The 20,901-nt window shown below is 68.6% G+C and carries 23 protein-coding genes; 14 read left to right on the top strand and 9 right to left on the bottom strand.

From position 1 onward, the window contains the following. Positions 1 to 47: 47 nt before the first annotated feature. Entirely contained in the window at positions 48 to 692 is a 645-nt protein-coding gene (locus tag C3481_RS02565; RefSeq protein ID WP_146053613.1) for a hypothetical protein, read from the top strand. A 26-nt stretch (positions 693 to 718) separates the two neighbouring features. Here the strand turns inward: C3481_RS02565 and C3481_RS02560 are convergent, their stop codons facing one another. Further along, on the bottom strand, positions 719 to 1,498 hold the full coding sequence (locus C3481_RS02560) for an ABC transporter permease (RefSeq protein WP_083990671.1): 780 nt from the start codon (positions 1,496 to 1,498) through the stop codon (positions 719 to 721). Then, a complete protein-coding gene (locus C3481_RS02555) occupies positions 1,488 to 2,417 on the bottom strand; it encodes an ABC transporter ATP-binding protein (protein WP_219817635.1) in 930 nt (309 codons plus the stop codon). The genes C3481_RS02560 and C3481_RS02555 overlap by 11 nt, the downstream gene beginning before the upstream one ends. Positions 2,418 to 2,512: 95 nt before the next feature. Between C3481_RS02555 and C3481_RS02550 the strand changes: the two genes are divergently transcribed. From C3481_RS02550 to C3481_RS02510, 9 genes are all read left to right on the top strand, one after another. Beyond that, entirely contained in the window at positions 2,513 to 3,139 is a 627-nt protein-coding gene (locus C3481_RS02550) for a TetR family transcriptional regulator (RefSeq protein WP_023951132.1), read from the top strand. 89 nt (positions 3,140 to 3,228) lie between these two features. Beyond that, on the top strand, positions 3,229 to 4,404 hold the full coding sequence (locus tag C3481_RS02545; protein ID WP_374754833.1) for a CpaF family protein: 1,176 nt from the start codon (positions 3,229 to 3,231) through the stop codon (positions 4,402 to 4,404). After that, a complete protein-coding gene (locus C3481_RS02540; RefSeq protein ID WP_103840654.1) occupies positions 4,401 to 5,264 on the top strand; it encodes a type II secretion system F family protein in 864 nt (287 codons plus the stop codon). The genes C3481_RS02545 and C3481_RS02540 overlap by 4 nt, the downstream gene beginning before the upstream one ends. Continuing rightward, entirely contained in the window at positions 5,261 to 6,178 is a 918-nt protein-coding gene (locus tag C3481_RS02535; protein WP_103841977.1) for a type II secretion system F family protein, read from the top strand. The genes C3481_RS02540 and C3481_RS02535 overlap by 4 nt, the downstream gene beginning before the upstream one ends. 30 nt (positions 6,179 to 6,208) lie before the next feature. Continuing rightward, a complete protein-coding gene (locus C3481_RS02530) occupies positions 6,209 to 6,397 on the top strand; it encodes a hypothetical protein (RefSeq protein WP_064956691.1) in 189 nt (62 codons plus the stop codon). Position 6,398: 1 nt separating this feature from the next. Next, complete coding sequence (locus C3481_RS02525; RefSeq protein WP_103840652.1) at positions 6,399 to 6,785, top strand: TadE/TadG family type IV pilus assembly protein; 387 nt, start codon at positions 6,399 to 6,401, stop codon at positions 6,783 to 6,785. Then, a complete protein-coding gene (locus tag C3481_RS02520; RefSeq protein ID WP_258039002.1) occupies positions 6,760 to 7,221 on the top strand; it encodes a TadE family protein in 462 nt (153 codons plus the stop codon). The genes C3481_RS02525 and C3481_RS02520 overlap by 26 nt, the downstream gene beginning before the upstream one ends. Next, positions 7,218 to 7,634: a pilus assembly protein TadG-related protein gene (locus C3481_RS02515; RefSeq protein ID WP_103841974.1), complete on the top strand. Its 417-nt coding sequence runs from the start codon at positions 7,218 to 7,220 to the stop codon at positions 7,632 to 7,634. Before C3481_RS02520 ends, C3481_RS02515 begins: the two co-directional genes overlap by 4 nt. A 96-nt stretch (positions 7,635 to 7,730) precedes the next feature. After that, complete coding sequence (locus C3481_RS02510) at positions 7,731 to 8,903, top strand: GAF domain-containing SpoIIE family protein phosphatase (RefSeq protein ID WP_181021867.1); 1,173 nt, start codon at positions 7,731 to 7,733, stop codon at positions 8,901 to 8,903. Between the two features lie 20 nt (positions 8,904 to 8,923). Here C3481_RS02510 and opgC read toward each other — a convergent pair whose 3' ends face one another. The 6 genes from opgC to C3481_RS02480 all read right to left on the bottom strand — a co-directional run bounded on the left by opgC (position 8,924) and on the right by C3481_RS02480 (position 16,445). Continuing rightward, the gene (opgC, locus tag C3481_RS02505) at positions 8,924 to 11,425 is read right to left on the bottom strand and encodes an OpgC domain-containing protein (protein ID WP_103840648.1); all 2,502 of its coding nucleotides are present in this window, start codon (positions 11,423 to 11,425) and stop codon (positions 8,924 to 8,926) included. Beyond that, positions 11,410 to 11,829, bottom strand: coding sequence for an ATP-binding protein (locus C3481_RS02500; RefSeq protein ID WP_023951113.1), 420 nt, complete (start codon positions 11,827 to 11,829; stop codon positions 11,410 to 11,412). Before C3481_RS02500 ends, opgC begins: the two co-directional genes overlap by 16 nt. After that, a complete protein-coding gene (locus C3481_RS02495) occupies positions 11,822 to 12,163 on the bottom strand; it encodes an STAS domain-containing protein (protein ID WP_237049186.1) in 342 nt (113 codons plus the stop codon). The genes C3481_RS02500 and C3481_RS02495 overlap by 8 nt, the downstream gene beginning before the upstream one ends. Continuing rightward, a complete protein-coding gene (locus C3481_RS02490; RefSeq protein ID WP_083990668.1) occupies positions 12,160 to 14,166 on the bottom strand; it encodes a glycosyltransferase family 2 protein in 2,007 nt (668 codons plus the stop codon). Before C3481_RS02490 ends, C3481_RS02495 begins: the two co-directional genes overlap by 4 nt. Positions 14,167 to 14,257: 91 nt before the next feature. Continuing rightward, positions 14,258 to 15,112, bottom strand: coding sequence for an endo alpha-1,4 polygalactosaminidase (locus C3481_RS02485; RefSeq protein ID WP_103840646.1), 855 nt, complete (start codon positions 15,110 to 15,112; stop codon positions 14,258 to 14,260). Position 15,113: 1 nt separating this feature from the next. Continuing rightward, on the bottom strand, positions 15,114 to 16,445 hold the full coding sequence (locus C3481_RS02480) for an MFS transporter (protein WP_242435629.1): 1,332 nt from the start codon (positions 16,443 to 16,445) through the stop codon (positions 15,114 to 15,116). A gap of 25 nt (positions 16,446 to 16,470) precedes the next feature. Between C3481_RS02480 and prfB the strand changes: the two genes are divergently transcribed. The 4 genes from prfB to smpB all read left to right on the top strand — a co-directional run bounded on the left by prfB (position 16,471) and on the right by smpB (position 20,118). Next, entirely contained in the window at positions 16,471 to 17,583 is a 1,113-nt protein-coding gene (prfB, locus tag C3481_RS02475) for a peptide chain release factor 2 (RefSeq protein WP_023951108.1), read from the top strand. Between the two features lie 81 nt (positions 17,584 to 17,664). Continuing rightward, a complete protein-coding gene (gene ftsE / locus C3481_RS02470; RefSeq protein ID WP_023951105.1) occupies positions 17,665 to 18,645 on the top strand; it encodes a cell division ATP-binding protein FtsE in 981 nt (326 codons plus the stop codon). Next, positions 18,642 to 19,556 (top strand): permease-like cell division protein FtsX, encoded by a 915-nt coding sequence (gene ftsX, locus C3481_RS02465; protein ID WP_023951103.1) that lies wholly within the window; start codon positions 18,642 to 18,644, stop codon positions 19,554 to 19,556. Before ftsE ends, ftsX begins: the two co-directional genes overlap by 4 nt. Before the next feature lie 85 nt (positions 19,557 to 19,641). Further along, a complete protein-coding gene (gene smpB, locus C3481_RS02460; RefSeq protein ID WP_023951101.1) occupies positions 19,642 to 20,118 on the top strand; it encodes an SsrA-binding protein SmpB in 477 nt (158 codons plus the stop codon). Positions 20,119 to 20,170: 52 nt separating this feature from the next. Here smpB and C3481_RS02455 read toward each other — a convergent pair whose 3' ends face one another. Continuing rightward, on the bottom strand, positions 20,171 to 20,833 hold the full coding sequence (locus tag C3481_RS02455) for an SIMPL domain-containing protein (protein ID WP_023951099.1): 663 nt from the start codon (positions 20,831 to 20,833) through the stop codon (positions 20,171 to 20,173). Positions 20,834 to 20,901: the final 68 nt, after the last annotated feature.

The following is a 20,901-nucleotide window of genomic DNA, read 5'->3' as shown; positions in this document are numbered from 1 at the left end:
TGAACATGCCACGGGCGCAGAGCGCGAATACATTTTGCGGAGGAGTCATGCTGAAGAAAATCGTCGTCGCCGCGATTGCGTCATTGCTAACGGTGGGAGGTCTAGTCGGGTGCGGCTCTCCCGCACCACAGGCGCATGGGAGCCAACCGACGGCAGAGCGCTTGGCGGTCTCTTTCGAGGCGATGTACGCGAGCTGGCTCGCGGATCCTGAACTGACGGAGAGGGATGTCGAGATCCTCACCGAGGCCCAAGCGACGGGCCGGGTGACGCGAGTCCAGTACGAGGACTCCCTCGAGCGGCTCGTTGACTGTATGGCGGACGCAGGCCATGACCTCGATCTCACGACATACCCCTCGGGGATCGTGAACGTGCAGCCCCCTGCTGCCGTGACCGATCCGGACAGGATGATGGCGGCGAAGCACCGTTGCGAACAAACGACATCGATCCACGCGATCATGGGATATGAAATGCAGCAAGCGAATCCCGATCTCTACGCCGACCCGTCATTGCGGGCGTTCACCTGTTTGCGAGACGGTGATCTCATCGCCGCCTCGGGCACCGTCGAGGACGTTCATCGGTTCATGTTCGCGTCGATGCGCGGTGATTTCCCGTTCGATTCCGACGATCTCGGAGTGGAAGCCTGCTTCTACGGTGCGGGCATGTCTTACGACACGGGATCAGCCGCGGGCTGACGCCCACCGAACGTCAGTCGACGCGTTCACTTTCTCCTGCGGAGCGCGAGATAGGCCGCTGAGTATGCCGCCGTCGCCCACGCGGCCACGACGATGATGTTCACCACCTGGCTCTCGCCGGTCCAGAACGTCGCTTCGCGGATGATGTCTGCCATCGGCGCGAACGGAAGGAACTGATGGAGTGTGACGGCCCACTCGGGAAGGCGCTCCGCGGGGTAGGTGATCGGTGAGAACAGCAAGCCTCCGATCATGATGACCTGCGTCACGAGAGACGTGGCACCCAGCGGCAACCAGAGCGCGATCGCATAGCCGATGCTCACCGCGGTGAATTGCGCAGAGAGGATCGCGGCCACGGCGAGCAGGTCGATGTGGATGTCGAGCCCGAAGCGCAGGAACGCGGCGAGCATTCCGACCGCGATCCCGGGCAACGCGGCGAAGCTCCAGACGACGGCGTCAGCGAGGAGGATCGCGGAGCGCGGAACCGGAAGGGTTCTCTGATAGTCGAGCAGGCCCTCCTGCTTCGAGGTGCTCATGATCTGCGGGGCGAGCACGCACCCGACGGCAATGATTCCCAGCGTCCAGGCGCCCGAGGAGAGATATCGGGCCGCCTCGGCGCCGATGTTCGGGATCATCAGCGCGAGGCCGTAAACGATCGCGATGGCGAATAGGGCTTGCACCACGGTGAACGCCGGCAAGAGGTATTTGTGCCGAGTCAGGCTCCACCGGACGAGACCCCACCAGCTACCGAGCCACGCGCGCCGGCGTGGCACGCTGATCGTCGGGGTCGTGAGAACGTCAACGGCCATGGGTGATCCCTTCGTAGAGGGTTTCGAGCGATGCCGGCGCGAGCGCATAGGTGTCAGCGGTGCCGGTATCGACCAGGTGGAGAACCCATTCGATCGCGGCGGGGATCTGCGCCGGTTCCAGGTCGAGTGTGAGCCGCCCGTCGTCGTCCACGATGTGCGCTGCGGCCGGGGGAGCCGTCGTGGCGTCCGCGCCAGGACGGAGAGAAACGCTGAGGGTGGCGGTGCGTGCCTGTTGACGCAGTTGGCTCGGCGTGCTGTCGACGAGGACTGTGCCGTTCTGGAGCAACACATACCGGTCGGCGGCGCGCTGGACTTCGACCAGGTTGTGCGTGACCACCACGACGGTATGTCCGTCATCGGCGAGCCGGCGCAGATGCCGCCAGATCAGGGGTCGCCGGATCGGGTCGACGTCGTTTGTGGGCTCATCGATCAACAGCACGGGTGGGGGCGCGATCACAGCCATCGCGAAGGACGTCAGTCGACGCAGGCCGCCCGAGAGCTTCTCGCCGCCGGTGTTCTTCCAGGGCTCGATGTCGAGCGAATCGATCAAGCCGAGCGCCGCGGTCTTCGCATCTGATCCAGAGAGGCCCCTCAATCGGGCGATCGACGTTATCGCCTGCCACGGTGTCACGCCGGTCAGCGGAGCGTGCATCTGCGGCATCATCGACGCGACCCGGCGAGCGATGTCCGGTGACGCAATGAGCGAGGTTGCTCCGTACCGGATGTCGCCGGAGGTGGGTTTCACCGCCCCGATGATCTGGTTGAGCAGCGTGGTCTTCCCTGCCCCGTTGTGACCGACCAGCGCGACGAGCTCACCCGGGCGGAAGGTCAGACTGACGGCTTGATTCGCCGCGGTACCCCCTCGCTTGTAGATCTTGGTGATCTGCTCCAGCGAGAGGGCGTCGGTGCCAGCTGCCACGCGTCTCATATTCAGATACTGGCAGTATTTGAAACCCGGATCAACGGGTCGACGGTATCGAAGGCGGCTGATCGCGCTGCTCTAGGATTCGACGCATGACACGGACGACCCGCGATGAGCGGCGGCAGCGGAACAGGACGCTGTTGCTCGAGGCGGCAGAGCGGATCTTCGCCGCGCGCGGCGTCGCAGGCGCCTCTCTCGACGACGTGGCGCTGGAAGCCGGACTGACGAAGGGGGCGGTCTACTCCAACTTCCGCGACAAGGGTCAACTGATCCTGGAGGTCATCCGATACCGTCAGGCGCTCTCGCCGGAGGCACAGGAATTTCGTGCCACGCTCGATCGGGCGACGAATGACGATGAACGACTCGAAGCGTGGTGCGATATCTGGATTCGCACGGCGAGAAGCGGCGATCGCGCCAGCTACGCGCGGTTGGTCTTCGACTTCATCCCATATGCGCTGCGGGATGACCGACTGACGGCGGGGTTCCTCGAGTTCATATCGCCGCCAGACGACATCCCGGCCGATGCGTCTCCGATCCCGGCCGATAGCAGGTTCGCGCGAATAGCTCCTGCGGATCAGTTCCGCATCCTGACGGCCATCGACCTGGGCTTGTCTGCGCTGGCCCTTTTCGACCCGGAGAACGTGAGACCCGAGCTGTACAGGACGGCAGTGCTGTCGCTCGCGCGGACGCTTCACGAGGTCCGGGATCAGGAAGAGTAGCGCTCGCTCGCCGTCGCCAGGTTACGTAGTCAAGCCGGCCCTGTGGAAAGTCACGACGGGCTCACGAGATAGCGACCACGATGCTGCGGGTGGGCATTTCTCTCTCTTCCGCATCCGGGTCCGAGCCGCCTGATCTGCCTCCCGAGACGCGGATCGCGTGCCGTCTGCGCGATCGGCTGCGGTCGGAGGGCATCGATCCCGCCGAGCGCCCGGACGAGGTCGAGCGCGTCGCGGCCGCGGAAGTGCAGCGACACAACGACTTCGCTCTGGCACGCGGGCTCGAAGCCGTCGACGACGAGTCCGCTGCGGTGCGCCGCGTGCTGGCATCCGTGGCCGGTTACGGCCCTTTGCAGGCTCTCCTGGACGATCCGAGCGTCGAGGAGCTGTGGGTAAACGCTCCCGACCGCATCTTCGTCGCGCGCGGCGGCCGAAGCGAGAGGGTCGCGCTGACTCTGACCGAGGGGCAGGTGCGCGACCTGGTCGAGCGGATGCTGCACGCGACTGGGCGCCGCGTCGACTTGAGTCAGCCGTTCGCCGATGCCTCGCTTCCGGACGGCTCGCGGCTTCACGTCGTCATTCCCGATATCACCCGCCATTGGTCCGTGAATGTCCGCAAATTCCTCCGCACGTTCCGCACGCTCGACGACCTCGTGGCGGTCGGGTCGGTGACGGTGGAGGCGGCGGACATCTTGCGCACCGCGATCGCGAGCGGACGGAACATCATCGTGTCCGGTGCCACTCACGCGGGCAAGACGACAATGCTCAGCGCTTTGATGGCGACGAGTCCGCCCGAGCAGCGTGTCGTCACGGTGGAGGAGACGTTCGAGCTCGCCGTCGATCTGCCCGATGTCGTCGCCCTGCAGGGCCGTCAGCCGAGCCTCGAAGGCGGGGGAGAAGTGACGCTGCGGCGCCTCGTGAAGGAGGCGCTGCGTATGCGACCGGACCGTCTCGTCGTGGGCGAGGTGCGCGACGCGGAAGCTCTCGACTTGATCCTCGCACTCAACACCGGCGTTCCGGCAGCCGCGACCGTCCACGCCAACTCCGCGGCGGATGCGTTGCGGAAGCTCTCGGCCCTCCCACTTCTGGCCGGCCGGAACATCGACATCGAGTTCGTGCGCGGCGCGCTCGCGGCGTCCGTCGACCTCGTGGTCCACTGCGAGCTCCTGAGCTCGGGCCGCCGCCGCGTCGCCGAGATCGTGTCTCCCACCGGGGCAGTGGTCGAGGGTGTTATCGCGACGCGCTCGGTCTACCGGAGCCGGACGTGATCCTGCTGTGGGGCGCCAGCCTCGGCGCGGGACTTCTGCTGATCGTCTCGCCGTGGCTGTCGCCTCTGACGGCCACGACTGCGGCGACACCCGGTCCGTCCCGGCGATGCGGTCGCGTCCTCCTCGAATCCTCCGGTTTCGCGCACGCGCCGGTGAGCGGGCTCGCCGCCGTATCGGTCGGGGCCGCGGTGCTCGCCGCCGCGGCTGCATGGCTCGTGACATCGCTGCCTGTGGTTGCCATCGTCGCCGGGGGCGCCGGGGCGCTCCTGCCGGCGGCCTGGCTACGATCACGCGCGCGGCGACTGCGGAGAGCTCGCCGAGGACTCTGGCCCGACGTCTGCGACCTCCTCGTCGCATCCGTTCGAGCCGGGATGCCTCTCGGTGACGCCGTCGCATCGATAGCGGAGAACGGGCCACCGCCCCTTCGGCCCGCGTTCCACGGGTTCGCACGAGATCTCGCTGCCTCCGGTCACTTCGACACCAGTGCCGCGCGTCTGCAAGCCATGCTCGCCGACCCTGTGGCCGACCGCATCGTGGAGACGCTCCGGATGGCCCGGCAGGTGGGCGGGACCGAGCTCGTCCCGGTACTGAGGGCGCTGTCGACCGCCGTCCGCGCCGATGCGGCCCTGCGCGCGGAGGTGGAGGCGCGGCAGTCGTGGATCCGCGGCGCGGCCGTGCTCGGCTTGGTCGCGCCCTGGGTGGTGCTGACGCTCCTGGCACTCAGACCGGAAGGGGCACGCGCGTATGCCTCGGGTGAGGGAGCGGTCCTCATCGTGGCTGGGGCCGCGGTGTCCTTCGTCGCGTACCGGCTCATGCTGCGGATCGGCCGGCTGCCGGAACCGCGGAGGTGGGTGCGATGACCGCCTTCTCCGACCTCGCCCTCGCCATCATCTGGGGGACTGTTCTGGCAACCGGGGTTCTCCTCACCGTCGCGGGGATGCCGCGTTGGGCGGGACCTCCGCTCGAGCGACGCATCGCGCCCTACCTGCGCGACATCGCCGACCCGATGGGCCTGACTCCATTGCATCCGGGATCCTCGTGGCAGAGGCGCCTTCTCACCTGGGTCTCGCGGCTGGGCGCGCGAGTCGGCGGATCAGACACGGTGCGACGGCGGCTGCTGCGGGCCGGCTGGTCCGTCTCTGCCGAGGCGTTCCGCCTGCGGCAACTCTTCGCCGGCCTCGGAGGTCTCGCGATGGGAACCGCGATCACGATCGTCGTGGCGATTCGCGGCGATGCGAACGGAGCGACGCTGCTGCTGCCGATCGTCTTCGCTGGCGCCGGAACGCTCGCAGCCCACACGATGCTCGCGCAGGCCGCGGAGAAGAGGATGCGGCAGGTGCGAGAAGAGGTGCCCACGGTGCTGGAGTTCCTCGCGCTCTGCCTCTCTGCGGGCGAGAGCCTCAACGATGCGCTCCGCCGCGTCAGTGACGTGGGAGCCGGCGAACTGACGCGTCACCTCCGTGCGGCGGTACTCTCGGCCAGCACCGGGTCGACCCTGACCGATGCCCTGCGCGACATGGCACGCTCCCTCGACGTGGCGAGCATCGATCGCGCGGTCGACCAGCTCGTGGGCGCCATCGAACGTGGCGCCCCGTTGGCACAGGTGCTGCAGACCCAGGCGGCCGATGCGCGGGAGGACGCGAAGCGGATTCTGATCGAGCAAGCGGGCCGCAAGGAGATCCTCATGCTCGTTCCCCTGGTCTTCCTCGTGCTGCCTCTCTCGGTCCTGTTCGCGGTGTTCCCCGGCATCGTGATGCTGCGCCTGGGGCTGTGAACCACATCCAGAACGAAGAAAGGAAACGCGATGAGACGAACGGTCGCGATGGTCCGCGGAGCCGCACGAGACCTCCGGGATGACGAGCACGGCGATGTTCCCGGCTGGGTGCTCGTCACCCTCATGACGGCGGGGCTCGTCGTCGTCATCTGGGCGCTCGCCGGTCCGGCGCTGTCGAACCTGTTCGAGCAGGCCATCGCACGAGTCTCCGGACTCTGAGATGGCGGTCACTCTCGACGACCGCGGTTCGAGTCCGGCGGAGTTCGTGATGGTCGGAGCGCTGCTGACCCTGCTCACCCTGGGGGTCATTCAGCTCGCTCTCGCCGTCTACGTTCGAGGGGTCGCTCACGACGCGGCGGTCGAAGGCGCGTACGACGCCGCGCTGGCCGATGTGACCGACGGGGAGGGAGCTGCGCGCGCCCGGGAGATCGTCGATCGGACGCTTGGGCCGGGGGTCGTGCAGGACGTCCAGACACGGCGCACTGCAGTCGATGACGCGGTGATGGTCCAGGTGACGATGCGGCTCACCCTGCCGCTCGTCGGATTGACGGGCGTCCCGGCAGCGTGGGAGGTGACCGCGCATGCGCATGCGGACGACGGGGAGTGAGCAACACCGCGCTGAGGACGGATCGGCGTCGCTCGAGTTCCTGACTGCCGGGCTCATCCTGCTCGTCCCCGTCGTATACCTGATCGTGTCGCTCGGCATCGTGCAGTCCCACACGTTCGCCGCCCAGGCGGCGGCGCGGCACGTGGCTCGCGCGATCGCGACAGCGAGCGACGTCGCTCAGGCCGACGCGCGCGCCGATGACACCACGCAGGCGATCGCCGCCGAGTACGGGATGGCGACGGACGATCTCTCGCTCGCCGTCTCGTGCGACGGGGCTGGTCCGTGTCCGCGTCCGGGGGAGACGTTCCGCGTCACCGCGGAGACCGAGGCGACGCTTCCGCTCGTGCCTCCCGTGCTCGGCCTCGACCGGCTCGCCCGCGTTCCGATCGAGGCGACCGCGGTGCAACGGATGCCGCGGCTGTGGGGCGCGCCATGACGAGACATCATCGGCTGGGCGACGAGGGGAGCGTGCTGCCGCTCACGCTCGGATACGCTCTGCTCGCCATCGTGCTCGTCCTCGTCGGCGCCGACGCGATGAGCCTGTATCTCGCCCACAAGCGGGCAGACACCGTCGCGGACGCCGCGGCTCTGGCCGCCTCCGACGGGTTCGAGTTCTCGGTCGAACAGGGCTCGCCGCGCGCGCTCCTCGACCCGGCTGGTGTCCGTGACCTCGCCGCCCAGGTCGTCGCGGCATCCGGTGACGTCACGCTGGTCGACGCTGCCACTCCCGACGGGGTGTCCGCGCGAGTCACCGTGGCGACGGTGTGGCATCCGCCCGTCTCATCTATGTTCGTGCCCGACGGCGTGCGGGTCGAGGCGACCGCGACGAGCCGGACCGTGCTGCGCTGAGTCCGCGAGGCGCAGCGATCGCGCAACCTCCTTCCCGGAGGAATCGGCGCTGGCTAGGGTCGGATGACCGGCTATGCGTGGAGGGGGAGCCCGCTCATGACCCAGCAACTCGATGTCAACGACGACGCGGTGACCCGTCTCGGTCTGATGGACACGGCCCCGGAGGAGCGCTTCGACCGCATCACGCGGCTCGCTCGCGAGATGTTCGACGTCGACTACGCCGTCGTCAACGTCGTGAACTCCGAGACCGTGTTCACGAAGTCGCAGCCGGCGGAGTCCGACTTCCGGTACACCCCGATCGAGGACTCGTTCTGCGGCGAGGCCGTCAAGCAGCCCGCCGTGCTCGAGGTGCGCGACGGCCGCGCCGACCCGCGGTTCGCCGACCGCGCGATCGTCGCCGAGCACGGCATCCGCTTCTACGCGGGCTTCCCGATCCACACCGACGCGGGAGAGACGGTCGGCACACTCTGCCTGCTCGACACCGCGCCCCGTGATCTCAGCGACGCCGACCGCGAAGCGTTCGAGCGCTTCGGCCTGTGGGCGCAGGCCGAGATGCGCATGGACGATCCCGGTGCGTCCGGAGCCGTGCCCGTGCCCGCCGCGTCCAGCGCCCCGGCCAAGCGCGACGACCGTCTCGCAGCGGGAGAGGTCCGGCTCGCAGCCCTGGCGATCCCGTACGGGCAGGTCAGCGGCGACCGGAGCAGCTGGCAGCAGGTCGGAGACCGCATCATCGTCACCCTCGCCGACGTCATGGGCAAGGGCGAGGAGGCCGGCGGGTTCGCGGAGGAGCTGATCGGTGCGCTCCAGCAGCGCGCTCACCTCGACCCGGTCGAGGCGATGCTCTCGGTCGAGGACTATGCCCGGCACGACAAGCGCTATCGCGAGACCTTCGCCACCCTGTTCCACGCGGTCATCGAGACCCGAAGCGGCCGGGTGGCCTACGTCGATGCGGGACACGGGCTCACGCTGCTTCTCCGTGCCGACGGCGCGAGCGAGCGCCTGAGTTCACGCAACCTTCCGCTCGGCCTGCGCCCATCCGACGCCGAGTGGGAGGCCGGCGAGACGGTGGTCGGTCACGGCGACCTCATCATCTCGGTCTCGGACGGTGCCCTCGATGCCTACGACTCGACACTCGACAGCCTGCGTCTCATCGGCGAAGACCTCCGCCGCGCCACGGAGCCCGACGCCTTCTTCGACGAGCTCTCGATCCGCGTCTCCGAGCACGTCGTCGACGATGACGTGACGGCCGTGGTCGTCTCGGTGCGCTGACCACGGCCGTCCGGACGTCGTCAGCGGGGGATCACCGAGAACAGGAACCGTTTCCGCACCATCAGGTAGATCACCGCGATGACCGCGGTATGGATCAGCGTTCCCTGCCAGAAGCTCTGCCGATCGAGCCCGGGGATGTTCGCCACGGCGAGCACGAAGAACACGTGCACGATGAAGACGTACAGGCTCGCCTGCCCGAGCGGGATCCAGAGCCACCCCATGACCGCGTTGATCGGCTTCCAGGCGACGGTGAGCACGGCGTAGCTGCAGGTGATCACGAGAACGAGGTCGAGCAGGCGCCCCCAGTGCAGATCGATCCGCGGGTAGCCCGAGTCGTACAGCATCCCGTAGAGGCCGGCAGGGAACGGGGCCGGCTCGAACCCGAAGCTGTCGCCCGCCCAGAGATAGACCAGGAACCCGGCATAGCCGACGACGAAGAGCCCGACGAGGATCTTCCCCGGTGTCGAGGTGAGCGCCCCGATGATCTGGCGCCGGTAGTACCCGATGACGAGTCCGTGCGTGAAGAGCACCTGCCAGGCCAGCAGCGGGAAGACCGCGTTGAACTGCGACGGCAGGGGCGACAGCTCCGGCATCGTGATGTGGAGAGCGTAGAGACCCCAGCTGCCCGCCAGCACGAGCCACCACAGGCGCCGGCGGATGAGCCACATGAGCGCGGGATAGGCCAGGCTCAGCACGACGAACAGCCCCATGATGTTGAAGGGCCACGGCCCCATCTCGAGCAGGAGCAGCTGTCTCACCGCGTACCAGGGCGGCGGGTAGTCGAGTAGGCGGTCGGCGTTCGGGTAGAGGTCGTACACGCGTCCGGTCGTCGCTTGTCCGTCCTCGCCGGTGCCACGGTCGGTGAACGTCATGATCGCCGAGGCGTCGATGAACGGCACGAAGCTGACGATGAAGATCAGCAGGATGACGGCGAGAGCGACCAGGTACTGCTTCCGCGCTCGCGCCCACGCAGCGAGCGCCGCGCCCCACTCCCCGCCGCGTTTCACTGCGGCGGGGAAGACCATGCCGAGGACGACGCCGCTCAGCAGGACGAAGAGCTCGGCGCCCGTGATGGCGCCGATGATGTTCAGCGACGCGAACGAGTAGGGGCTCAGCACCTCGATGTGCGTCACGACGACCACGATGATGACGAAGCCCCGCATCATGTCGATGCGCAGATCGCGGGTCGCGGAATCATCGGGATAGCGCCACGACGGCAGCATCCGTCCCACGATCCCCGAGACGAGGAACGCGATGGCGAGCACGGCGGCCGCGCCGGTGATCCAGTTCATCTCGTCGTTGCCCTCGCGCACCTGCACGGTGCTGGCCGAGGCCTGCTCGGGGGTGATCACGTCAGTGATCGGACTCCACTGCACCTGCCCGGATGCCGCGAGGTCGGCGCGGAACGCGCTCGCGAGCTCACCCGAGGCGGTCAGGCGCCAGTCGACCTCCTGCGCGCCGGCCTCGGCCTCTTCGCGCACGGCCTCGAGCCAGGTGACCGCGGTGATCCGCGGGTGATCGGGCAGCTCGGCGAGCACCTGGCGCCACCAGCCCTGCTTGACGGCGAGCTCGGTGTCTCCGTCGAGTGAGAAGTCGTAGAGAGCGCCGGTGTCGAGCAGAAGGTCCCGGCTCTCGCCCGCCGCGAACCTGTCGTAGAAGGCCTCTGCCTGCGGCACGGTGTAGCCCCACTGCTCGTCCAGGCGCGCGGCCACCTCACCCTCATCGGGAGCGCTGTTCGACACGAGCGGCACGTCGCGACCCGCGGCAGCACCCGACTCGCCCTTGCCGAAGTAGAACATCGTCAGACCCACCCGGTCGACGGCATCCGCGTCGGGGAAGTAGGGGCCGTACGGGTCGTCGGCCTCGGTCAGCAGACCGTCCGCGTCGGTGTCGAGCGCCCGAAGGTCAGCGGGGGAGAGATCGTCGAGGCGACCGTCCGCGCGTTCGAACGGGTAGCCCGCGCCGTAGGAGGGGGCCCAGACCATCTCGGCGCCCGAACCGCCGTCGTGGACGACGTCGGCCACGGCCTCGAAGGCGCGCACGAACTCACGCGGCTGCTGCCCCCACGAGGTCCACGAACCGTTCATCTCCGGGGCGAAGCGCACGAGGTGGTGCGTGTCGTAGTCGCCCTGCATCTTCTCGAGCATCGCGTTGAACGCCGCGGCATCGTCGCGCGTCAGGTCCGCGAGGGCAACGCGCGGCTCCATGCTCAGGACGAGGACGGCGCCCTGGGCAGCGGCTGCCGTGGCTGCGCGGGACCAGTCCTGGCGGGCTCTGTCATCGAGCGGGTACGACAGGCGGATGGCGTAGGTCGCGGGCGTCTCGCCGAGCCGGTCGGCGTATCCGTCCGGACCGTCGGAGCCCCAATCGAGTTCCGGGCCGAACCAGAGCCCGTCCTGCGTGACGGGCGCGGGCACGGAGGTGTCGGCGACGGCCGCGGGCGCCGCGAGGAGAGCGCCGGCGGCGGCGAGGATCAGGGCGGCGAGCGCCCGCCTCAGGTGCCGCGTCACTCGCGGCGGCACTCGAGACTCCACACGTTGCGCCCGTTCTCGTAGCGGTAGTCGACGGAGTCGACGCTCGCGAGCGCGAGAGCGAGCCCGCGGCCATCCTCGGAGTCGGCGTCGGCCATCGTCACCGCGCTGAGGTCGAGTTCGGCGGGCTGCGCGTCATCCTGGAAGGTCGCCGTCAGTGCCTCGGGGGTGGCGCGCAGGTCGAGCGTGAAATGCCGCCCCTCGGCACCGTGCGCGGCGACGGAATGCTCGACGATGTTGCCAGCGATCTCGATGACGGCGATTTCGAAGGCGAAACGCGTGCGCGGGTCGACGTCGCCCGCCTCCTCCCACCAGGATGCGAGCAGGTCGTGGACCGCCTCCACACTCTCGAGAGAGACATCGGCGACGAGCGACCGGTGCGCGACCTCAGCCATCGAGGGCGTCCTGCACGGTTGCGCGCGGCCGGAGCACGCGGTCGAGGTTCGTCAGGCCGAGCACCATGGTGACCTGTTCGCTCGGCGCGGCGAGTCGGAGATCGCCACCACCTTGCCGAGCGGTCTTGAGGCAGGCCACGAGGGCGCCGAGGCCCGATGAGTCGATGAAGGCGACGTCCGACAGATCCACGATCACGGGCGATTCGCCCGCCGCGGCGATCTCCTCGGTCACCCGCTCGCGGAAGGGGCGGGCCGAGACCATCGTGAGTCGACCGTGGGGGCGGACGACTCGACCGTTCTCGCGTACGTCGATATCGAGGTCCAGCATGGTCATGTCTCCTTCAGTTCCAGATGTGCCGGTGGCCGGTAGAGCACGGCGCGGATGATGATGCTGAAGACCATCAGGTCGTACAGCACCCAGACGATGTTGATGAGCGGCGCGATGCCCTGGGCCTGCCCGACGGCATAGCGGATGGCGACGGCGACGAGCGACAGGACGAGCGCTGACATCGCGATCAGCTGCGGCTTCACGAGATCCCACCGTGGGCTGTCCTCGGTGGCGCGCGTCTTCGGGGTGACCGCGAACCCGAGGGCTCGACCGCGGTAGACGTTCGCGAATGCCGTGGTCACGGAGCGGATCCAGACGGGGAAGAGAGCGAGCGAGTACTGCGCGCCGCGCCAGGTGGGGCGTCCGTTGGCGACCACGAGGAAGAGCAGCTGATTGAGGAGGAAGAAGGGGATGAACCGCGCGAAGAAGTCGACGCTCCAAGCCTGAACCGGCATGACGCCGAACGTCAGGTAGAGCACCGGCGCGGCGATGTAGACGATCCCGGCGAAGCCCGCCAGGTAGCTCCACATCGTGCCGAAGTACATGATCCGCTGTCCCCAGCTGAGGCTGCGTTGCACGAGAGGGTTCTCGCGGAACATCACCTGCATGGTGCCCTGCGCCCACCGCAGCCGCTGCGTCAGCATCGTCGGCAGGTCTTCGGGCGCGAGTCCCTCGGCGAGCACCTCGTCGTGATACACCGACTTCCAGCCGAGGCCGTGCAGCCGCATCGAGGTCGCCATGTCCTCCGTGACCGAGATGGTCGCGAGAGGCATGATCGCCTGGGCCTCTTCATCTCGTCCGACATCGAACGCCGAGACGAGCATGCTGATCGACTCGAGCGCGGCCAACGGCGACAGGCTCCGGTCGCCCAAAGCATCGAGGGTGACCTCGTCGATGACGGCGAGGGCCTCGGTGTCCGCGGTCAGCTCGGCGAGGGCGCGCAGCTCTTCGCGGACATCGGACATGTCCTGGTCGGCGAGCTCGCGGCGGACGCGGTCGATCCGACTCTGGAAGGCGTAGGTGACATCGGCCAGTGCGTCACCACGCGCGATCTCCGCCTTGACGTCGTCGAGCGCTGCGGCGACGGTGTCGAGGGCGGCCGCGATGCGCGGGTCGGCGCCGTGGTCCCGGCGCGCGCGGGCGAGCACGCGACGGGAGGAGCGGACGCCGCGGTTGACGGCGAGCGTGACTTCGTCGACGTACCGCGAGACGCCGAGCTGCATCAGAGCCTCGCGGCGCAGGATCGCATTCGAGCCGCAGAAGAACGCCGCGTTCCACCCGTCCTTGGACTGCTGGATCGGGCCGTAGAAGAGCGGAGCCTGGCTGCCGAGCGGATCGCTCGGCGGAACGTTGACGAACCACTGCGGCGTCTGGACGAGAGCGACCTTGTCGTCCATGAACCAGCCGAGCGTACGGTCGAGGATCTTCGGCGAGGGCACCTGATCGGCGTCGAGGATGAGCAGGAACTCGCCCTCGGTGACCATGAGGGCGTTGTTGATGTTGCCGGCCTTCGCATGGCGTGGGCGGTCGCGCCATGCCTGCGACCGGGTGACGACGCCGATGCCCTCGGCCTCCGCGAGACGGCGGAGCTCGGGCCGGTCGCCGTCGTCGAGGATCCAGGTCTCGTGCGGGTAGTCGATCGCCTGGGCCGCACGCGCCGTGCGCATGACGAGGTCGAGCGGTTCGTTGTAGGTGGTGACGAGGACGTCGACCGTGACGTCGCGCGTCAGGGGCGGCGCATCGTGGCGCTCGCGCAGCCGCCAGGCGCCGACGGCGAAGATGAGCGAGTCGATGAGGCTGTATGTCTCGGCGAGGACGAGGGGCAGGGCGATCCACCACGCCTCCCAATTCACGGAGGCGAGCCAGCGCCAGACGATGTAGTTCACGCCGGAGATCGCGGCGAGCAGCACGACGAGCCGGATCAGCGCGAGGCGCCTCGCCGTCCGCTTCGACTGGCGCGCCACCTCGCGCCGTGTGCCCTCGCGGCCCAGCGTCGTCTCGAAGACCATCGATCTCCCTCGGTCGAGAGCAACGCTGTCAGCACCGTGTCGCGGCGTGAAACGGGTTGCGCCATGAACGACGCTCAGACCAAGATTCGCCTCAGCAATGCGTCGCTACATGCTCAGGATAACCTCGCACGGTCAGGTCCCTGTCGCGCAGCACGACGGAAGGCGGGGTCTCCGGATCGGCGCACATCTCGTCCCAGGTGCGCGGAAGGTTGTCGGTGTACTCGATGTCGACGACGGCCTCGCCATAGACCTCGGTGTAGCGGGAGCACTCGAGGTAGGCGGCGCATTCCTCGACGACGGCGAAGTCGAAGCCCGCCTCGTCGCGGAGCTGCCGAGCGAACTCCGCCGCATTCTTCTGACCTGCGGCGAGACCCGCGTCGTGGGCTACGTCGACGTAGGCGGCGGCGAGCGCCAGATTGCCGTCGATGTCGAGCATGCCCTCGGAGCGCGTGAAGGAATCGAGGTTGTCGAACTCGACCGCGTCGAACCCGGACTCGGCGCAGCCGCGGATCCAGGGGGAGACCAGGGCGAGGATGCGCTCGCGTTTGTCGGCCGTCGATGAATCGATCAGCACCTCGTCGGGCCAGTCCGGATCGATGACGGGCTCGCCGTCGACCGTCACGAGCAGATCGTCATCCCACAGGTCGCGTTCTGCCGGCTGCGTCTGGAACCCGTTCACGTAGCAGATCGAGTAACGGTCCGGTGCGGGCTCCGCTGTGCGGTCGCGGCCGACGATCTCCACGTCCTCGCCGGGCGGGTAGTCTCCGCCCAGCTGGTAGTCCGGCTTTCCGCCGACCGGCGGCAGTATGACGTCGACGGCGTGCGCGGACTCGGCGACAGCCCCCTTCGCATCCCCGTGCCCGGGGATGCCGACGGCGCAGCCGGGCAGGACGCCGGCGACCAGGATGGCCGAGCCGGCGGCCGCGAATCTGCGCACGCCGAGCATGCTAGGCGGGGTCGTCACGGTCGTCGGGGCCGCCGTCCGGGCCCTCGGGATCACGGTTGATCCGGGTGCGCGGGACGAAACGGGGGACCCACCGGATGAACCCCAGAGCGCCGACGAGACCGAACGCCCCCATGACGGCGGCGGCGGCCGGCAACGAGGCGACGGCGGTGATCCCGGAGACCAGCAGCGGGGCGGCGGCACCGCCCGCATCTGTGAGCGTGCGCCAGGAACCGAGGAACGGCGCCGGGTTCGCCGTCGGCGCCACATCCGCGCCGAGCGTGAGGAGGATGCCGCTCGAAAGTCCGTTCCCGACCCCCAGCACGGCGGCGAAGAGGGCGAACCAGAGCTCGGGCTGCGCGCTGGCCGCGGTGAGCGCGAGGGCGATGAGGCCCGCACTCATGAGGAGCATCGCGGGGAGGGCCGCCCACAGGCGACCGAAGCGGTCCATGACCTGGCCGCTGGCGTAGAACAGCGCGAAGTCGATCGCACCCGAGACGCCGACGACCAGTGCGATCGTCGAGCCGTCCAGCCCGATCGCCACGCCCCACAAGGGGAGCAGGACCTGACGCGTGGACCGCAGCGCCGACAGCGACGCCGCCGCGACACCGAGGCGCGCCAGCACGTCGCGGTTGCGCCAGGCGGTGCGGACGACGCCGGTGCCGGGGGCGCGGCGCGTCCGGACAGGCGCCGTCGTGATCGCTTCGCCCTCGACGGTCCGTGCGATGGCGGGCGGCGGACCCAGCCGCTTCTCGGGTTCGGGTCCGAAGGCGACCAGAGCGATCATCGCGACGAGGCACACCCCGAAGAACCAGATCGTGGCGTGCTCGTCGCCGAACGCCCACAGGAGCGCAGCGGCGATGAAAGGCCCGACGAACATGCCGAGGCGGAAGCTGCCGCCGAGCAGCGACAGCGCCCGAGCGCGGAAGGTGAGGGGCACCCGGGTGGTCATGAACGCGTGACGGGCGACGCCGAAAGCCGCCGCGCAGATGCCGATGACGAAGACGGATGCCGCGAACACCCCCAGCACGGGAGCGAAGGCCATCGCAGCGACACCGACGAGGGCGAGCAGCCCCGCGATGATCATGGTCGCCCGCTCGCCGATGCGGGCCACGGCCCACCCAGCGGGCAGATTGCCGCACAGCTGGCCCACCACGAGTGCGGCGGCGACGAGTGCCGAGGTGGCGACGTCAGCGCCCAGTTCGGCGGCGATGACCGGGATGAGGGGGATGACGGCGCCTTCACCGAGCCCGAACAGGGTCGTCGGTCCGTAGATCATCGGGGCGAGGCGCCAGAGAACGCGGCGGATCGGTTCGTTCTCGTCGCTGGCTCCCATTGCTTCCACGATACTCTGGAGTGCCATGCTCGAATTCGATATCTCCGCCGACATCCAGGCCCTGCGCTCCACGTTCGCCGACATCCAGGCGGTGGTCGACGTCGAGGCTCTTCGGGCCGAGATCGCCCGCCTCTCCGAGGAGGCCGGCGCGCCGGATCTCTGGGATGACGTCGAGAAGGCGCAGAAGGTCACCAGCGCGCTCAGTCACCGCCAGGCCGAACTCAAGCGCGTCACCGAGGTCGAGCGCCGACTCGACGACCTCGACGTGCTCGTGGAGCTCGCGATCGAGATGGACGACGAGGAGTCGGCCGAAGAGGCGCGCAAGGAGCTCAAGCAGCTCGAAGAGGTCATCGGTCAACTCGAGGTGCAGACGCTCCTCGACGGCGAATACGACGACCGCGCGGCCGTCGTGACGATCCGCTCGGGCGCGGGTGGCGACGACGCCACCGATTTCGCCGACATGCTGCTGCGCATGTACCTCCGCTGGGCCGAGCGCCACAAGTACCCCGTGAAGGTCATGGACACGTCGTACGCCGAGGGCGCGGGGATCAAGTCGGCCACGTTCGAGGTCGACGCCCCCTACGCATACGGCACGCTGTCGGTCGAGGCCGGAACGCACCGCCTCGCGCGCATCAGCCCCTTCGGGTCGGCTGACAAGCGCCAGACGAGCTTCGCCGCCGTCGAGGTGATCCCGGTGATGGAGGAGGCCGTCGAGGTCGACGTCCCCGAGAACGACATCCGCGTCGACGTCTTCCGCTCGTCGGGCCCCGGTGGGCAGTCGGTCAACACCACCGACTCGGCCGTGCGCATCACGCACATCCCCACCGGCATCGTCGTGTCGATGCAGAACGAGAAGTCGCAGATCCAGAACCGTGCCGCGGCCATGCGCGTCCTGCAGACCCGACTCATGCTCCTGCAGCGCGAGGAAGAGGCTGCGAAGAAGAAGGAGCTGGCGGGCACCATCACCGCGAGCTGGGGCGATCAGATGCGCTCCTACTTCCTCTACGGCCAGCAGCTCGTGAAGGATCTGCGCACCGGCCACGAGGTCGGCAACCCCTCGACCGTCTTCGACGGCGATCTCGACGGGTTCATCGCTGCGGGCATCCGGTGGCGCAAGCGCAAGGACGACGACGCCTGATCGAGTGCTGAGGCGCGGATGCCGCGGCGCGCGGGTGTCGCGGCGTGGTTGCGCGGGGGAGCCGCTTAGGCTCATCGAGTCATGATCCGGTTCGAACACGTCAGCAAGCGGTATCGCGGCACCTCGAAGCCCGCGCTCAGCGACGTCGACTTCGAGATCCAGCGCGGCGAGTTCGTCTTCCTCGTCGGCGCTTCCGGATCGGGCAAGTCGTCGTGCCTGCGGATGATCCTGCGCGAGGATGTCGCTTCCGAGGGGCGTGTCGTCGTGCTCGGCCGCGACCTCCGCGGTCTCTCGACGCGCAAGGTCCCCTACTTCCGTCGCCACATCGGCGCCGTCTTCCAGGACTTCCGGCTGTTGCCGAACAAGACCGTCTTCCAGAACGTCGCGTTCACCCTGCAGGTCATCGGGTCGTCGCGCGCCTTCATCTCCCAGGCGGTCCCCGAGGCGCTCGCGCTCGTCGGCCTCGCGGGCAAGGAGAAGCGACTCCCGCACGAGCTGTCGGGCGGTGAGCAGCAGCGCGTCGCCATCGCGCGCGCGATCGTCAACCGTCCGCAGGTGCTGCTGGCCGACGAGCCGACGGGAAACCTCGACCCGGCGACATCCGTCGACATCATGCAGTTGCTCGCGCGGATCAACGCCAACGGCACGACGGTCGTGATGGCCACCCACGAGGCCGGCTTCGTCGACCAGATGCAGCGCCGCGTGATCGAGCTGAGCGGTGGCGTGATGGTCCGTGACGAGGTCGGCGGCGGTTACGGCGACACGTCGGCTCTCCCGAGCCTGGCCCCCGAACCGGTCCGCGGCGCCGCCGCCGTCGCCGCGCTCACAGCGGTCCTCGAACTGCAACGCGAGATCGCCGAGACGCCGCCGACCGCGCACGTTCCCGTTCCCGACGAGCCCGAGGCGCCCGCCGAGCCGCCGCCACCGGTGGGGGAGACGCGGGCCATCCCCATCGTCGCCCCCGACATCGACCTGGCCGGCCTCGGGCTGCCCGACGTCGCCAAGAAGCTCGGGCTCGGCGATCGCGATGACCGCAGCGACGAAGTGGGGCCCACGTCATGAGAGTCGGCCTGATCCTCGGCGAGGCCCTGACCGGTCTGCGCCGCAACGCGTCGATGGTCATCTCCGTCGTGCTCGTCACCTTCGTCTCGCTCACGTTCGTGGGCGCGGCGATGCTCATGCAGATGCAGATCAGCAAGACGAAGGACTACTGGTCCGAGCGGGCGCAGGTCGCGGTCTACATGTGCCGCGAGGACGCCACGGTGCAGAACTGCGCCGATGGCGCCGCGACCGACGAGCAGATCGCCGCCGTCGCCGAGCGTTTGGAATCGCCCGCGCTGCAGAGCGTCGTGCGTGACGTCCGCTTCGAGACGAGTCAGGAGGCGTACGACAACGTCCTCTCCCTCATGGGACAGGATTACGCCGAGTTCGTCAGCCCAGAGCAGCTGAACAACACCTACTGGGTCAATCTCGCCGACCCGTCGCAGAGCGATGTCATCAGCGAGGCGTTCAAGGACTTCGACGGAGTCGAGGAGGTCGCGAACCAGCTGCAGTACCTCGACCCGTTGTTCTCGGCGCTCACCGTTGCTACATACATCGCGGTGGGCATCGCCGGCTTGATGCTGATCGCCGCAGTGCTCCTCATCGCGACGACCATTCGGCTGTCGGCATACGCGCGTCGGAGAGAGCTCGGCATCATGCGCCTCGTCGGAGCCTCCAACCGTTTCATCCAGACACCGTTCATCCTCGAGGGCGTGTTCGCGGCGCTCATCGGATCGGCGCTCGCGAGCGTCGCGATCATCGCGATGGTTCAGGTCGGCGTCGGCGACTATCTGTCGTCGCAGATCGACTTCGTCACGAGCTGGGTGAACCTGGGGGACGTCGCGTTGGTCGTGCCCGCGGTCATCGTGATCGGTGTCGTGCTGGCGGCCGTCTCGGCCGGATTCGCCATCCGGCGGTGGCTGCGCGCCTGACATCAGGTCGCGGTCGGGTCGAGCACCCGGCCGGCGTGCCCTTAGACTGTAGGGCTGCGCCAGTGCACCAGGAAGGAGGCGCGTCATGCCGAAGGAACAGGGCGAGAAGCTCGTCGCGAGCAACAAGCGCGCCCGTCACGACTACGCCATCGAGAAGACGTACGAGGCCGGTCTCGTGCTGACCGGCACCGAAGTGAAGTCGCTGCGGCAGGGCCGGGCCAACCTCACCGATGGCTACGCCTACATCGACAACGGTCAGGCCTACCTGGACGCCGTGCACATCCCCGAGTACTCGCAGGGCCACTGGACGAACCACGCGGCCAAGCGGACGCGCAAGCTCCTGCTGCACAAGGAGGAGATCGTCAAGCTCTCCCATGCTGTCAGCGCGGGGGGCTACACGCTCGTGCCGCTGCGACTGTACTTCTCGGACGGCCGCGCGAAGGTCGAGATCGCCGTCGCGAAGGGAAAGCGCGAGTTCGAGAAGCGCCAGACCATCCGCGAACGCGAGGACAAGCGCGAGGCCGAGCGCGCCATGCGCACCCGTAACCGCCTCGGGGAGTGACGGCATCCGCGATGGCCCGAGGCTGACCGCCGTGCGGTTCGGCCTGGCCTCGTCATCGAGCCCGGAAACGGGCCTCCACCGCGGCCGTCACGACGATCTCCGCCGGGCGCAGCTCGACGCCTCCGGATGACGCATCGGCCGACATCGTGGCGGCGCGCGCGAACATCGGGGCTGCGGGCGGGGTGTCGGCGCCGCTGAGCAGGCCGACGTCGGCGATCTCGACGGGCTCGACGGCTCCGTGCCCGAGCGCGGTCGCATAGGCGGATGCCCGCGCCACAGCGACGCCGACTGCCGAGGTGGCGACCTCGCGTTCGATCGTCGCTCGCGTGGCGGGGGAGAGCTGCCATTCGACGTTCGAGACGCGCATCCCCGCGTCGTCCGAGAGCAGCGCTACCCATTCGGCCAACGCCACGAAGTCATCGAAGGTGGCCAGGAGGTCGATCGTGGCGTGGTGCACCGGCGCGAGCTGGTTCCCTGCGGGGGTCCACGGCCGGTCCGACCAGGTCGACACCGACCCGCTCGACCAGTTCGAGACCACTCCGGCCCGAGTGAGCTCTTCGAGGCGGGTGCGCAGCGGTGCGATCGTCGCGGTGGCCCGGGCGACGACGGCGGTTCGCTCGGGACCATCGGCGGAGGCGGCGGCCGAGACGATCGCGACCTCGGGCGAGACGCGCCGCTCGGCCTCGCCGCGGACGGAGATGAGGATGTCTGCCATGGTCTGACTCTAGGCGCGGTGGTCGGGAATGGCGCAGGATGCCGATCGGTTGTAGTCTGTAGTGCTCG

It is taken from the genome of Microbacterium sp. Ru50 (genome assembly GCF_002920555.1).
Taxonomy (GTDB): Bacteria; Actinomycetota; Actinomycetes; order Actinomycetales; family Microbacteriaceae; genus Microbacterium; species Microbacterium arborescens.
Note: the sequence above shows the minus strand (reverse complement) of the source record. Positions and strands in the feature narration are given on the sequence as shown.